Source organism: Leucobacter manosquensis, assembly GCF_018304845.1.
Classification (GTDB): domain Bacteria; phylum Actinomycetota; class Actinomycetes; order Actinomycetales; family Microbacteriaceae; genus Leucobacter; species Leucobacter alluvii.
In genome coordinates this window covers 951,307-966,418 of record NZ_JAFEVO010000001.1, presented here as the reverse complement: position 1 = coordinate 966,418, position 15,112 = coordinate 951,307, and the positions used below count along the sequence as shown (strand labels likewise).

Here is a 15,112-nt window from a genome sequence, read left to right as displayed (position 1 = left end):
TCGGCCCGAAGGCGTGTTTTCCGTGTAGTTCCATCCTGAGGGGTGCTCACCAGTCGGATTGGGCACTTCGGGGGGTGAAGAATTGGAGTATTTTCACTTGCCGGAAGAAAGTGCGTCTGCGAGGATGAGCCGCATGACTCTTCTCGATATCGATCCGGCGCAGGCGACGAGCGGCGAAGCCGCGGGCGATGCGCTGCTCCTCGGGCGCCGCGTCCGCGCGCTGCGCACCTCGCGGGGCCTGACTCTGGAGCAATTGGCGCGTGCCGTCGACCGCGCACCGTCCCAGCTCTCCGCGATCGAGAATGGGAAACGGGAACCCCGGCTCCCGATGCTCAGGTCGTTGGCGGTGGCGCTCGGCGTGACGGTGGACACGCTGCTCGACACGGAGGCACCCTCGGAGCGCGCCGCCCTCGAGATCGCGGTGGAGCGCGCGCAGCGAGGAACCGTGTTCCAGTCACTCGGTCTGCAGCCGATCCGCGTCTCCAAGGCGACGAGCGACGAGACGCTCCAGGCGATCCTCGGGCTGCATCAGGAAGTCGAACGGCTCCATCGGGAGCGCGCTGCGACGCCGGAGGAGGCTCGGCGTGCGAACACCGAACTCCGGGCGCAGATGCGCAGCGTCGGCAACTACTTCGCCGAACTCGAGGGCGCGGCCACCGGTCTCCTCGACAGCGTCGGGTACGCGGGCGGCCCGGTGTCGCAGCAGACGATCGCGAACATCTCGGAGCGTCTGGGGTTCAGTCTGCATTACGTCTCCGACATGCCGCACTCGACGCGCTCCGTGATCGATCGCCGCAACGGCAGGGTGTACCTGAGCGGCGCGGTCCCATCGCGAGATGCGCGCGCCCCGATTCTGCGCGCGCTCGCGAGTGTGGTCTGCGGGCACGAGGAGCCGAGCAGCTATGGCGAGTTCTTGCGGCAGCGCGTTGAGGCCAACTATCTCGCGGGCGCCGTGCTGCTCCCGGAGGCGGCGGCCGTTCCGCTGCTGGCCGAAGCGAAGCAGCAGCGACAGATCTCGATGGAGGATCTGCGCGATGCCTTCGGCGTCTCCTACGAGATGGCGGCCCACCGGTTCACCAATCTGGCGAGTGAGCGACTCGGGCTCGAGGTGCACTTCATGAAGGCGCACGAATCGGGGTCGCTGATCAAGGCGTATGAGAACGACGGAGTGCGATTCCCGTCGGACGCGCTCGGGAACTTCGAGGGAGCAACCGTGTGCCGGAACTGGACCGCGCGGACGGTCTTCGGGCAGCCCGACCGTTTCAATCCGTGGTACCAGTACACCGACATGGCCGCGGGGGGCACCTACTGGTGCACCTCCCGGGTCGAGAAAGCGAAAGAAGGGCAGTACTCCGTGAGCGTCGGGGTGCGCTTCTCCGACGTGAAGTGGTTCCGCGGGCGGGAGACGGCCCATCGTTCTCAGTCCTTCTGCCCGGACGATCAGTGCTGCCGGCAGGCCTCGGCCGAATTGACCCGGAAGTGGGAGGCGGCGGCGTGGCCCGAGGCGGCGACGCCGACGAGCCTGCTCGCGGCGCTGCCGACGGGAACGTTTCCCGGCGTCGACGCCCACGAGGTCTACGCGTTTCTCGAATCTCACGAATAGCGGGGAAGTTGCTGGACGCCACGCCGTGAGCGTCGACAAAAGTCGCCGCCGACGTGCGCCGGGAGCCTCGCCTGCGATAGCGTAGAAGTGTCGAGCCGAATGGCTTGCTGAGGCCCCGAGTGAAGAAGTGGGTGAGGACATGAGCAGCGACAATCATGCCCGTCGCGCAGAGAGCACGGAAGTGCGATCGACCCAGCAGTTCCGAGAAGATCTGGGCGCACTCATTCGCACGCGGGCGACCGATCTGACGATCGACGAGCGGGAAGCGGTGGAAGCCCTGCCCTCCGGTGCGGCGCTACTCGTCGTGAGGCGCGGCCCCGATCAGGGCGCGCGCTTCCTCCTCGACCAGGACGTCACGGTCGCCGGTCGTCATCCGGCGGTGGACATCTTCCTCGACGACGTGACCGTATCCCGACGACATGCGGAGTTCCGCCGCAGCGGTACGACGTTCTCGGTCGCCGACCTCGGTTCGCTCAACGGCACCTTCTGTGACGGGACCCGGATCGACGGCTCGGTCGTGCTGCAGGACGGCGCAGAGGTGCAGGTCGGCAAGTTCCGCTTCACCTTCTTCGCCTCCCGATTCGATCTCGCCGAGGAGAACTAGCGTGGCGGCCTCCCAGGCCCGCCAAAACCCTTCAGGTCTCCTCAGCATCGGTCACGTGCTGGCCCGGCTGCAGGACGACTTCGCCGACCTGACCCCCTCGAAGCTGCGCTTCCTCGAGGAGCAGGGGCTCGTTACGCCTGAGCGAACGAAGTCGGGCTATCGAAAATTCTCGCAGGCGCACATCGAACGCCTGCGGTTGATTCTCACGCTGCAGCGCGATCACTACCTGCCGTTGAAAGTCATCGCGGAGGTGCTCGAGGAACTCGACGCCGGCCGTGACCCGATCATCCCCGGAGCTGCGCCGCGCAGCGCCTCGAGCATTCTGGCGCCGAAGCGCGTCCTGAGCAGTGAAGAGCTGCGGCGATTGACCGGGGCGAGCCCGCGGTTCATCGGCGAGGCGATCGCGGCTGGCCTGCTGCCAGCAGCCGAGGTGTTTCCGCACGACGCGGTCGCGCAGGTGACCGCGCTGTTGAAGCTCTCCGAGCAGGGCATCACTCCGCGTCACCTCCGGCCGCTGCGCGTCGCGGCCGAGCGCGAGGCCGAACTCATCGGCCATGCCGTCTCGACACGGGGCGTGAAGGCGGCGTCGCCTGCTGCGGTGGAAGGGGCGCTCGAGATCGCGGATCACCTCGACACGGTGCGCGCCGGCGTGTTGCGACGGAGGATCGGCAACGCCTGACGACGCGAACTTCGGCGCGTTTTCAACCCTCAAGTTCCACTTGAGGTCGACACGCGATAATTAACCCTCAACGGTCGTTGCACCAGGGCGAAGTGCTCGATAGCGTTGGTGAAGTTCGGCGCCCATCCTTGCGCGCGCCGATGTGAAAGGAACACGATGGAGCACACTCAGCGGCCCGGCGGCGACGCGGCGAATCCGCCCGCGCACGTCGGCACGGAGTCGGATGTGGCGGCAATGGCCGAGCCGTTCACCTCGTTCTCCATCGACGCTGATGTGCTGTTCGACGACGGCCTTCCGCGCCCGAATCAGGACGGCGGATTCAAGGGCGCCACGGCAGCCCGCGCAGCCGGCATCACCTACCGCCAGCTCGACTACTGGGCTCGCACCGGCCTCGTCGAACCGACCGTGCGCAGCGCCAAGGGATCCGGCTCGCAGCGCCTCTACGGCTTCCGAGACATCCTCGTACTCAAGCTCGTGAAGCGTCTGCTCGACACCGGAATCTCACTGCAGCAGATCCGCACCGCCGTGGCTCAGCTGCACGAAGCCGGCGTCCACGACCTGTCGCAGACGACGCTCATGAGCGACGGAGCGAGCGTCTATCTCTGCACCTCGAACGACGAGGTCATCGACCTCGTGAGCCGCGGGCAAGGGGTCTTCGGCATCGCCGTCGGCAAGGTGCTCCGCGAAGTGGAGACGTCTCTGGTCGACATGGACGAGCACCGTGAGGAGACCGCGTCGGAGACGACGGGGACCGCGGTCGACGAGCTGGCAGCTCGGCGGGAGACCCGCAAGATCTCCTGACTCCAAGGAGTGGCGCGCGTCGGAGTGGCGCGCGTCCTGCGAACTCGAACGGGGGTCAGCTCCGCGACGACTCAGATTCGCGAGAGCTCAGCTCCGGGATGCCCGGTATCGAGCGCGTCGAGGCAGAGCGCTCCACGCGATGCGAGAGCTCGCGCTCAGTTCTCCACGACGGTAGCAGTGGGAGCGTTCGAAGCTCCGGCGCGCCCGGCGTCCATACCGGCAGATCGAAGAATCCGATCGAGCACCAGGTCGAAGTTCGCGGCCATCTCCTGAGAAGCTTCGCCCGGCCACATGTGCACCGGCTTCGCGGCGCCCTGCGCCTGCTGCAGCGAAAGGCGCTCAGGGAGCTGCGGGTTGAGCACCAAGGGGCCGAACATCTCGCGGAGCTCCCGAATGCGGAACTGGTGCTCCAGCGACTGGGGCTGCGTGCGATTGATGAGGATTCCGAGCGGCTGCAGACGAGGGCTGACGCCGCGCCGAATCTCTTCGATCGCGCGAAGCGCGCGGTCGGTGGCCGCGACGGCGAACAGGCTCGGTTCAGCGACGACGAGCACGCGATCGCTCGCCGCCCATGCGGTTCGGGTCAGGGCGTTCAACGAAGGTGCGCAGTCCACGAGGACGAGGTCGTACTCGGACTCGACGACCGCGAGGGCCTCTTCGAGCTTCCAGATGTCGCGTGTGGAGGGGTGGGGGCCGTCGAAGTTGATCGCCGAGGGGCTGCCGACGAGGAGGTCGATCTTGCCGCCCTCGTGGTAGTCGTTCCAGCCGCTGTGCGCGATGGCGCTCCGAACCGTCTTCTCCTTCGGGCTCTCGAGCACGTTCGCGACGTTGGCGAACCCCTCGGGGTTCACGGCCAGACCCGTCGACACGTCGGACTGCGGATCGAAGTCGACGACCAGTGTCCGCAGGCCGCGGGAAAACGCGGCTGAAGCGAGGCCGAGCGTCACGGTCGTCTTGCCGACGCCGCCCTTGAGGGAACTCACACTCAATACATGCACGTGGCAAGTTTAGTGGATTCGCCCCGTGCGTCGCCTGACTTCGTCGTGGGCGAACGGAATCGTCGACCCCGGGCCGGCGGCTCCCGCCGCAGTTCGCCATATGACCACTCGCGCGCGACCGACCATGTATCTTGATATCGAACCAGTTCGACGGTGCGAGCACCCGGCGGCGAGAACAGTAGCAAGGAGGCGGAGTGTTCCAGAAGATCTTGGTGGCGAATCGTGGTGAGATCGCGATTCGGGCGTTTCGAGCGGCGCACGAGTTGGGGGCGCAGACGGTCGCAGTGTTCCCGTACGAGGACCGCAATTCCCTGCATCGGCTGAAGGCCGACGAGGCGTACCTGATCGGCTCGGTGGGGCATCCGGTCCGCGCATACCTCGATGTCGCCGAGATCGTGCGGGTCGCCGTCGAGTCGGGCGCGGATGCGATCTACCCGGGGTACGGCTTCCTGTCGGAGAATCCGGATCTCGCGGCGGCCGCCGATGCCGCCGGCATCCGGTTCATCGGACCGGGCAAGACCGCGCTCGAGATGGCGGGCAACAAGGTCGCCGCGAAGGAGCATGCGATCGCGGCGGGGGTTCCCGTCCTGCGATCCACCCCGCCGTCGACCGACATCGAAGCGCTGGTCGCCGGCGCCGAGGAGATCGGGTTCCCCGTGTTCGCGAAGGCGGTCGCCGGCGGCGGCGGACGAGGGATGCGGCGAGTGGAGCGGGTCGAGGATCTGCGTGACGCGCTGGCTGCGGCCATGCGCGAGGCGGAGTCCGCGTTCGGCGACGCGACGATGTTCATCGAGCAGGCCGTGCTGCGCCCGCGGCACATCGAAGTGCAGGTGCTCGCGGACTCGACCGGGGCGACGGTGCACCTGTTCGAGCGGGACTGCTCCGTGCAGCGCCGCCATCAGAAGGTCGTCGAGATCGCGCCGGCTCCGAACCTGACGGAGGAGAAGCGGGCAGAACTCACACGTGACGCGATCGCGTTCGCGGAATCGATCGGGTACGAGAACGCCGGGACCGTGGAGTTCCTCCTCGACACCGCGGGCGAGCGCGCCGGGGAGCACGTCTTCATCGAGATGAATCCGCGCATCCAGGTCGAGCACACGGTGACCGAAGAGGTCACCGATGTCGATCTGGTGCGTGCGCAGATGCGGATCGCGGCGGGGGCGACCCTGGCTGAACTCGAATTGACCCAGGATCGCATTCAGCTGCGAGGCGCAGCGCTGCAGTGCAGGATCACCACGGAGGATCCGGTCAACGGGTTCCGGCCCGACCTGGGCCGCATCACCGCGTACCGTTCGCCGGGCGGCGGCGGGGTGCGCCTCGACGGCGGCACGATCGAGGTCGGTGCGCAGATCAGCCCGCACTTCGACTCGATGCTGGCGAAGCTCACGTGCCGCGGGCGGTCGTTCGAGGACGCGGTGCGCCGCGCGCAGCGGGCGCTCGCCGAGTTCCGCATTCGCGGCGTCGCGACGAACATCCCGTTCCTCCAGGCCGTTCTCGCCGACGCCGATTTCCAGTCCGGCGACATCTCGACCCAGTTCATCGGCGAACGCCCGGAACTGCTCAAGATGAACGCGTCCAAGGATCGCGCGACACGGTTGCTGCAGCACGTGGCGAACGTCACCGTGAACCAGCCGCACGGCCCCCGTCCCGAGGTCATCGATCCCGAGGCCAAGCTGCCCCGTCTCGATCTGTCCCGGCCAGCGCCTGCGGGGAAGCGGCAGCTCCTGCTGGAGATCGGGCCGGAAGCCTACGCGCGTCAGCTGCGCGAGCAGACCGCGCTCGCGGTGACCGAGACCACGTTCCGCGACGCCCATCAGTCGCTGCTCGCGACGCGCGTGCGTACGAAGGATCTCGCGCGCGTGGCTCCGTATGTGGCGCGCATGACGCCCGAGCTGTGGTCGGTCGAGGCCTGGGGCGGTGCCACGTACGACGTCGCCCTGCGGTTCCTGGGGGAGGACCCGTGGGAGCGACTTGCGAAGCTGCGCGAGGCGCTCCCGAACGTACCGATTCAGATGCTGCTGCGCGGCCAGAACACGGTGGGGTACACCCCGTACCCCGAGCAGGTCGCACAGGCCTTCGTGCGGGAAGCGGCGTCGACCGGAGTGGACGTCTTCCGCATCTTCGACGCGCTCAACGACGTGAACCAGATGCGTGTCGCGATCGACGCGGTGCGAGAGACCGGCACAGCGGTCGCCGAGGTCGCGATGTCGTTCACCGGCAACCTGCTGAGTCCGGCGGAGGACAAGTACACCCTGGACTACTATCTGCGTCTCGCCGAGCAGATCGTCGATGCCGGCGCGCATGTGCTCGCGATCAAGGACATGGCGGGGCTGCTGCGCCCGGCTGCCGCGGCGAAGCTCGTCACCGCGCTCCGCGAGCGGTTCGATCTCCCGGTGCATCTGCATACGCATGACACTCCGGGCGGGCAGCTCGCAACGCTGCTCGCGGCGAGTGCTGCCGGGGTGGATGCGGTCGACGCCGCATCGGCGCCGATGTCGGGCACGACCAGTCAGCCGTCGTTGTCCGCACTGGTGGCGTCGCTCGCCGACACGGATCGCGATACGGGCCTCTCGCAAGACGCCGTCTTCGCGCTCGAGCCGTACTGGGACGCCGTGCGCTCCGTGTACCGCCCGTTTGAATCCGGGCTCCCGAGCCCGACCGGGCGCGTGTACACGCACGAGATCCCTGGCGGGCAGCTCTCCAACCTGCGGCAGCAGGCGATCGCGCTGGGACTGGCCGACAATTTCGAGAAGATCGAGGATATGTACGCCGCCGCCGACCGCATCCTCGGCCGCATTCCGAAGGTGACACCGTCGTCGAAGGTCGTCGGCGATCTCGCCCTGCACCTCTCGGCGGTGGACGCCGATCCGGCGGACTTCGAGTCCCACCCGGAGAAGTACGACATCCCCGACTCAGTGGTCGGGTTCCTCGCCGGAGAGCTGGGCGAGATCCCGGGCGGGTGGCCGGAACCCTTCCGCAGCAAGGTGCTCAAGGGTCGCACCGTGAACATCGATGTCGCGCCCGTTTCCGATGCGGACGCTGCGCTGCTGAACGGGTCGAGCGCTGAGCGGCGCGAGACGCTCAATCGCCTCCTCTTCCCGCAGCCGACCCAGCAGTACTCGGACGTCCGCGAGCAGTACGGCGACGTCTCGGTGCTCGATACAGCGGACTACCTCTACGGCCTGCAATCGGGCGAGGAGCGCGCGATCGATCTCGCGAAGGGCGTGCGGCTGTACGTGGGGCTGGAGGCCATCGGCGAAGCCGACGATAAGGGCCTGCGAACCGTGATGGTGCGCGTGAACGGCCAATTGCGTCAAGTCTTCGTCAAGGATGAATCCGTGAAGGTCGAGGCGGTGCTCGCGGAGAAAGCCGATCGTTCGGCGCCGGGGCACGTCGCTGCACCGTTCTCGGGCACGGTGACCGTGAAGGTCGCGGAGGGCGACGTCGTCGAGGCCGGTCAGCCGGTCGCCTCCATCGAGGCGATGAAGATGGAGGCCGCCATCACGGCGCCGATCTCCGGCCGCATCGAGCGGATCGTGTTCACGGGTACGCGCGGACTCGAATCCGGCGACCTCATCGCGGTCGTCTCCGGGGCGGAGTAGCAGCACGAGCGCCTCGTTGCAGACTCGTGCTGCAACGAGGCGCTAGGCTCGGGTGCCATGGCAATTCGTGAAATCAGGGTCTTCGGAGATCCCGTGCTCCGCACCGTGTGCGATCCGGTCGTCGAGATCGACGAGGGTGTCAGAGCCCTTGTGCAGGACCTGCTCGACACCGTCGATATGGAGGGCCGAGCCGGGCTCGCGTCCACGCAGATCGGACACACGCTCCGGGTGTTCAGCCTGCACATCGACGGCGAACTCAGCTACGTGATCAATCCGGAGATCGTCGCGCTCGAGGGGGAGCCGGTGCTGACCGGCGAAGGATGCCTCTCGGCGCCGGACCTCTGGTTCGACGTGGCGAGGTACCCTCGGGCGACCGTGCGCGGCATCGATCTCGACGGGCACGCGGTCGAGATCGCGGGTGATGGCCTGCTCGCGCAGGCGCTGCAGCACGAATGCGATCACCTCGACGGCAAGCTCTACCTCTCGCGTCTCGATCGCGATACGCGCGGCGAGGCCATGCGCCAGATCCGCACCTCGAGCTGGTTCTGATCGTTCCGGGCACGGCCCAATGGACCTCCGCCCGGGATGCGGCGCCGACTACCTGACGACGGAGACGTTCTCCGTCTGCGGATGCTCTCCGTAAATGTCGGAGATCTCTCCCGCGAAGTCGCGGAGGATGTTGTCGCGTCGGATGCTCATCTTCGGAGTGAGATGACCGTTGGCCTCGATGAACTCTGTCGGCAGGATCACGAACTTCCGGATGGACTCGGCGCGGGAGACGTACGCATTGCCCTGGTCGACGGCCTGCTGCACCTCCGCGAGCACCTTCGGGTGCACTGCGGCCTCCTCGAGAGTCATCGTTGCGTCCTCGCCGTGATTGTTCAGCCACGGTGCGAGCATCTCGGGATCGAGGGTGATGAGCGCTGAGATGAACGGACGCTGATCTCCGACGACGACGACCTGACCGATGATCGTGTGCGAGCGGATGGGATCTTCGAGTGCGGCTGGGGCGACGTTCTTGCCGCCTGCCGTGACGATGATCTCTTTCTTGCGTCCGGTGATGGAGAGGTACCCGTCGTCGTCGAGCGAGCCGATGTCCCCGGTGCGGAAGAACCCGTCGTCGGTGAACGCCTCGCGGGTGGCCTCCGGGTTGTTCCAGTACTCCTTGAAGACATCGATGCCCTTGACTTCGATCTCACCGTCCTCCGCGATTCGGACCGTGTGCCCGGGAAGCGGCGGGCCGACCGTGCCGATCTTGAACTTGTTCGGGAGGTTGACGGTGGCGGGCGCCGTGGTCTCCGTCAAACCGTAGCCCTCGAGGATCTTGACGCCGAGGCTGCGGTAGAAGTGGCCGAGGTAGTGGCTGAGGGGAGCGGAGCCCGATACGGCGAAGCGAACCTTGCCGCCGAGCTTCTCGCGAAGCTTGCCGTAGACCAGCTTGTCGAAGACGCGGAACTTCACGCCGAGCATGAACGGCACCTTGCCGGCATCGAGCGCCTCGGAGTGGGCGACGGCCACCTTGGCCGCGGCTCGGAAGATCTTGCCCTTGCCCTCGGCCTCGGTCTTCTGCTCCGCCGAGTTGTAGACCTTCTCGAACACCCGCGGCACGGCGAGCAAGAACGTCGGCTGGAACGAGCTGAGTGCCGGGAGCAACTGACTGGTGTCTGCCTGGTGCCCGACACGCACGCCGGCGTGCACCGACAAGACGGAGATGAAACGGGCGAACACGTGAGCCAGGGTGACGAACAGCAGCGTCGCGGCACCGGGCTGCTGCACGACGTCGGAGAGCGCCGCGGCCGCGTTCCGCGAGAGATCGACGAAGTTCGCGTGCGTCAGCACGCACCCCTTCGGCCGCCCCGTCGATCCCGACGTGTAGATCACGGTCGCGATGTCCGCGCCCTGGGCGAGCGCACGACGGCGATCGATCTCCGCGTCGTCGACGCCGGCGCCGGCCGCGCGAAGCTCGGCGAGCGCGCCCTGGTCGAGCCGCCACGTCAGCCCGACCGCAGGGAGATCGTCACGGATCTCCTCGAATCGCGCAGCGTGATCGTCCGTCTCGGTGATGACGGCACGGGCACCGGAATCCTCGAGCACCCAGTGCACCTGCAGCGGCGAAGAGGTCTCGTAGATCGGCACCATGACCGCGCCGGCATAGTGGATCGCGAAATCGACGAGCGTCCACTCGTAGCTCGTCTTGCACATGAACGCCATGCGATCGCCGGGCTCGATGCCGGCAGCGACGAATCCCTTCGCGAGGGCCACCACGTCCGCGCGGAAAGCGGTCGCGCTGATGTCGCGCCAGCCATCGCCTGCCGGAACGGCGAACAGGGCCCGATCGGGGGTCGCCTGCACCCGCTGCTCCAGGAGGTCCGTTATGTTGTCCTCTGGCACCGGTGGGACGAGGATCGGGGTCTCGGACTGATTCACGGCAGCTCCTTCGATACTCATGTATCCGTCATACGCGACGCGGCGTCTCGCGTCGCACCTTGCTCTGCCACCCTATATGCATACCTCCGTCGCACCCCCGGCTCCGGTAGGGTGTTCTCAGTCGAGAGGAATCGTGGGCTGTGCTCTACTGGATTTTTAAACACCTGATCATCGGGCCGATCTTGAAAACGATCTTCCGCCCGTGGCTGGAGGGTGCCGAGAACATTCCGGCGACCGGACCGGTGATCATTGTAGGAAACCACCTCTCGGTGATCGATTCCTTCTTCATGCCGACGATGATCGACCGACGCGTGTACTTCCTCGCGAAGAGCGACTACTTCACCGGGAAAGGGCTGAAGGGCTGGCTGGTGAAGTCCTTCATGACCGCAGTCGGCCAGCTTCCGATCGACCGGTCGGGGGGCAAGGCGTCGGAGGCGTCGCTGAACACCGGGCTCAGCGTGCTGGATCGCGGGGACGTGCTCGGCATCTACCCCGAGGGCACCCGCAGCCCCGACGCGCGGCTCTACCGCGGTCGGACCGGCGTCGCTCGTCTCGTGCTCGAGTCGGGGGCGGTGGTCGTCCCGGTGGTGATGATCGACACGGAGAAGGCCATGCCGATCGGCGCGAAGGTCCCGAAGATCCGTCGCATCGGCACCGTCGTCGGCAAGCCCCTCGACTTCAGTCGCTTCTCGGGGATGAGCGCTGATCGGTTCGTGCTGCGCAGTGTCACGGACGAGATCATGCTCGAGATCCAGAAGCTCAGCGGGCAGACCTACGTCGACGTCTACGCGTCGAGCGTCCGCAACCGCTAGCGCCGTTCGCTGCGGGCATCGGTCGCACTTCGTGCCTGCGCCCCGTGAGGCAGTAGGCTGATACGGTCGCGGCCGATCGCCGCGATATTTCTGTACCCACTCACGTAAGGGATCGACATGACGAGCCAGATTCACGAGACTGCTGCCGAACGAGCGTTCGCGGAGCTCGACGCCTATCAGGCGCTCGAGGCCAAGCAGCAGCCCGTCTGGCCCGATCCTGACGCCGTGGCCTATTCGGCACGCGAGCTCTCGTCGCAGCCGCCGCTCGTGTTCGCAGGAGAAGCGGACCAGCTGCGCGACCGCCTCGCGGCCGCGGCGCGCGGCGAGGCGTTCCTGCTGCAGGGCGGCGATTGCGCTGAGACGTTCTCCGCGGCGACGGCCGACCGCATCCGCGATCGCGTGAAGACGCTGCTGCAGATGGCGGTCGTCCTCACGTACGGCGCTTCGATGCCCGTGATCAAAGTCGGGCGCATGGCGGGGCAGTTCGCGAAACCGCGGTCGAGCAACGACGAGACTCGCGAGGGCGTCACCCTGCCGGCCTACCGCGGCGATCTGGTGAACGGCTACGATTTCACCACCGAATCCCGTACTGCCGACCCCGCACGCCTGGTGCAGGGCTACCACGTCTCCGCTTCGACGCTCAACCTGATCCGCGCGTTCACGCAGGGCGGCTTCGCTGACCTGCGGCAGGTGCACGCCTGGAACCAGGGCTTCATCTCGAATCCGGCGAACCAGCGGTACGAATCGCTCGCCGGCGAGATCGACCGCGCACTCCGGTTCATGGCGGCATGCGGCGTCGACAACACGGCGCTCACTCAGACCGAGTTCTACGTCAGCCACGAGGCCCTGCTCCTCGACTACGAGCGCCCGCTGACGCGTGTCGATTCGCGCACGGGAGATCTGTACGACACCTCCGGGCACATGCTCTGGATCGGAGAGCGCACCCGCGATCTGGACGGCGCCCATGTCGAGTTCCTCTCGCACGTGCGCAATCCGATCGGCGTGAAGCTGGGACCGACGGCCACCGTCGACGACGCTCTCCGCCTCATCGACAAGCTCGATCCCGAGCGCGAGCCGGGCCGCTTGACCTTCATCACCCGAATGGGCGCCGGAAAGATCCGCGACGTCCTTCCTGGCCTGCTCGCCGGAGTGCGCGACGCGGGAGCGACACCGCTCTGGGTGACCGATCCGATGCACGGCAACGGCATGACGACGGCGACCGGGTACAAGACCCGCCGCTTCGACGACGTCATGGACGAGCTGCGAGGCTTCTTCGAGGCGCACCGTGAAGTCGGCACCTACCCCGGTGGAATCCACATCGAGCTCACGGGCGACGACGTGACGGAATGCCTGGGTGGGTCGGAGAACATCGACGAGGCGACATTGGCCACGCGGTACGAGTCGGTCTGCGATCCCCGTCTGAATCACATGCAGTCGCTGGAGCTGGCGTTCCAGGTGGCAGAAGAGCTGAAGAAGATCTCTTAGCCCGCTCGCGTTCAGGTGCCCGCGTTTCGGATCGTTTCCGGAGCGCGGGCACCTCGCGTTAGAGCGAGATCGTGCTTCTGATGCGGATCTCGGTGCCCGCTGGTACCTTCTCGCCGGAGGCCGGGTCGGTTCCCGTGGCCTTCGCGAAACTGCGCAGCGCGTCGGGTACGAGCGTGGTCGGGGTGAAGCCGGCCGCGCTCAAGGTGTCCATGGCCTCCTGCAGGTCGAGACCGGACACGTCGGGCACGGGGAAGAGTTCGGGGCCCAGCGAGATCTCGAGGCCCACGGCATCGCCGGGGCGCATCGGGTCGGTCTGGGGGAGCAGGGCGATGACGGAGCCCTGCTCCACGTCGCTGCTGTAGGACTCGCTCCCAGCTGCGGGATCAACGGTCAGCGAGCTCTCGGCGAGGCGGGCCGTCGCGGCATCCGCCGTGAGTCCCGCCACATCGGGAACGCTGCCCGCCGAGGTGATCAGGTCGATGGTTGCGCGCTCGGGATACGTGTCGCCGAGGGCGTCGCCGTTCGACCCGAGCGCCGCGAGCACGGTACCGGGCTCATCGTCGGAGAAGCGTTGTTCCAAGACCTGGCCGACGGTGAACCGCTGCTCTTCGATCAGGGATTCGGCCTCCTCGAGCGACAAGCCGACCAGGGTGGGAACGGGAAGCAGCTGCGGGCCCGTCGACTGGCAGAGCTGGATCGGCGTGCCGCGGTCGACGCGCGCACCGGACGCTGGCTCCGTCGACGAGGCGTGTCCTTCTGGCACCTCCAGACTCGAGCACTCGGCGAGCGTCACGACGAGGTCGCGCTCCTCGAGCGTCGCCTGCGCGGCCGCGATCTCCGCGCCGGAGACGTCGGGGATGGTCACCTGGGATCCCGGTCCTTGACCGAACCACCAGCCCAAGCCGCCGGCTGCGGCGATCAGGAGCACGGCGAGCAGAGCCGAGAGCCGGCCGCGTCGCTGACGGACTCGGCCGGCTTCCGCCGCGCGATCGATGGGAGCGGCCGTCGACGATGCAGCAGCACTGGCGTTGAGCTCGGGGGCGACTGCGGTCTCTGAAGCGTCGGGGGCGCTGCCGACCGCCCACCGCTCGGACGGATCGAGCACGGACGTCGAGGGCGTCGGGGTTCCCTCATCGGAGATGCGGGGGAGGACGCGCGTCGAACCGGCGGGGGCTTCCCCCCGGGTGATCGCCCGCAGCGACTCGAGCGCCTCGCTCGCATCGCGCGGTCGCTCGTCGGGCTCGCGCCGGGTCATCCAGAGCACGAGCGCGTCGAGCGCCGGGCTCGCCTCAGCGCTCTGGAGCGATGGCGCGGGCACGTCCGAGTGGGCGTGCTGGTAGGCGATCTGCATCGGCTGCTCGCCGACGAACGGCTGCACGCCGGTGAGCATCTCGTAGAGCATGATGCCGAATGCGTAGAGGTCGCTCCGCGCATCGGCGATTCCCCGCGTGACGAGCTCGGGCGAGAGGTACGCGATGGTGCCGAGCAGCGCCTGACCCGTGGTCGTGTTCGCGCTGACTGCGCGGGCAAGCCCGAAGTCGCCAAGCTTGATCCGCCCGTCGTCTGCGAGCATCACGTTCTCGGGTTTGAGGTCGCGGTGGACGATCCCCGCCCCGTGGGCTGCGGCCAGGCCCGAGAGCACCGCATCCCCGATCTCGAACGACTGCTCGGCGGTCAGATGCCGTTGCTGCTTCAGGAGCTCCCGCAGCGTGATGCTCGGCAGATACTCCATGACCAGGTAGGTGCGCCCGAGATCGTGCCCCTGGTCGAACACGTTGACCAGATTGGGATGGGAGAGGCGGGCCGCACTTCTGGCCTCCTGCTCGAAGCGGCGCGTGAAGTTCGCATCCTCCGCCAGGTGCTCGTGCATCACCTTGACGGCGACGCGGCGCTCAAGCCTCAGATCCGTTGCGAGGTACACCATCGCCATGCCGCCGCGCGCGATGCGCGACCTGATCGCGTAACGGCCGTCGAGCGTCTGCCCGATCAGCGGGTCGGAGGGCACGGTGGTCACCCGGAGAGTCTACGGAAGTTTCGATGGCCGTTTCATGATGCGCGCCGGGCTCGCGCGGATTGCGTTCACCCGTTGCCGCTGGCAGAG

At 67.3% G+C, this 15,112-nt stretch carries 11 protein-coding genes; 8 read left to right on the top strand and 3 right to left on the bottom strand.

Annotated features, from left to right (window positions below; translation table 11 throughout):
• Window positions 1-124 precede the first annotated feature (124 nt).
• The 4 genes from JSQ98_RS04490 (at window position 125) to JSQ98_RS04475 (ending at window position 3,687) form a co-directional block, all read left to right on the top strand.
• Complete coding sequence (locus JSQ98_RS04490) at window positions 125-1,603, top strand: helix-turn-helix transcriptional regulator (protein ID WP_211648530.1); 1,479 nt, start codon at window positions 125-127, stop codon at window positions 1,601-1,603.
• Window positions 1,604-1,742: 139 nt separating this feature from the next.
• Window positions 1,743-2,207 (top strand): FHA domain-containing protein, encoded by a 465-nt coding sequence (locus JSQ98_RS04485; protein WP_090149863.1) that lies wholly within the window; start codon window positions 1,743-1,745, stop codon window positions 2,205-2,207.
• Between the two features lies 1 nt (window position 2,208).
• Entirely contained in the window at window positions 2,209-2,886 is a 678-nt protein-coding gene (ftsR, locus tag JSQ98_RS04480; RefSeq protein WP_211648529.1) for a transcriptional regulator FtsR, read from the top strand.
• A 234-nt stretch (window positions 2,887-3,120) separates the two neighbouring features.
• Window positions 3,121-3,687 (top strand): MerR family transcriptional regulator, encoded by a 567-nt coding sequence (locus JSQ98_RS04475; protein WP_249290954.1) that lies wholly within the window; start codon window positions 3,121-3,123, stop codon window positions 3,685-3,687.
• Window positions 3,688-3,842: 155 nt separating this feature from the next.
• On the opposite strand, the gene JSQ98_RS04470 is transcribed toward JSQ98_RS04475, so the two are convergent.
• Window positions 3,843-4,670, bottom strand: a complete 828-nt coding sequence (locus tag JSQ98_RS04470) for an AAA family ATPase (RefSeq protein WP_090149443.1) — start codon at window positions 4,668-4,670, stop codon at window positions 3,843-3,845.
• A gap of 209 nt (window positions 4,671-4,879) precedes the next feature.
• Between JSQ98_RS04470 and JSQ98_RS04465 the strand changes: the two genes are divergently transcribed.
• Both JSQ98_RS04465 and def read left to right on the top strand, forming a co-directional pair.
• Window positions 4,880-8,287, top strand: coding sequence for a pyruvate carboxylase (locus JSQ98_RS04465; protein WP_211648527.1), 3,408 nt, complete (start codon window positions 4,880-4,882; stop codon window positions 8,285-8,287).
• 57 nt (window positions 8,288-8,344) lie between these two features.
• Window positions 8,345-8,836, top strand: a complete 492-nt coding sequence (gene def, locus JSQ98_RS04460; RefSeq protein ID WP_211648526.1) for a peptide deformylase — start codon at window positions 8,345-8,347, stop codon at window positions 8,834-8,836.
• 48 nt (window positions 8,837-8,884) lie between these two features.
• Here the strand turns inward: def and JSQ98_RS04455 are convergent, their stop codons facing one another.
• Window positions 8,885-10,735 (bottom strand): AMP-dependent synthetase/ligase, encoded by a 1,851-nt coding sequence (locus JSQ98_RS04455; protein WP_249290731.1) that lies wholly within the window; start codon window positions 10,733-10,735, stop codon window positions 8,885-8,887.
• A 119-nt stretch (window positions 10,736-10,854) separates the two neighbouring features.
• Between JSQ98_RS04455 and JSQ98_RS04450 the strand changes: the two genes are divergently transcribed.
• Both JSQ98_RS04450 and JSQ98_RS04445 read left to right on the top strand, forming a co-directional pair.
• Window positions 10,855-11,526: a 1-acyl-sn-glycerol-3-phosphate acyltransferase gene (locus JSQ98_RS04450; RefSeq protein WP_200328648.1), complete on the top strand. Its 672-nt coding sequence runs from the start codon at window positions 10,855-10,857 to the stop codon at window positions 11,524-11,526.
• Between the two features lie 117 nt (window positions 11,527-11,643).
• Window positions 11,644-13,011, top strand: a complete 1,368-nt coding sequence (locus JSQ98_RS04445; protein ID WP_090149426.1) for a class II 3-deoxy-7-phosphoheptulonate synthase — start codon at window positions 11,644-11,646, stop codon at window positions 13,009-13,011.
• Between the two features lie 58 nt (window positions 13,012-13,069).
• On the opposite strand, the gene pknB is transcribed toward JSQ98_RS04445, so the two are convergent.
• Window positions 13,070-15,025 (bottom strand): Stk1 family PASTA domain-containing Ser/Thr kinase, encoded by a 1,956-nt coding sequence (gene pknB / locus JSQ98_RS04440; RefSeq protein ID WP_200328650.1) that lies wholly within the window; start codon window positions 15,023-15,025, stop codon window positions 13,070-13,072.
• Window positions 15,026-15,112 lie beyond the last annotated feature (87 nt).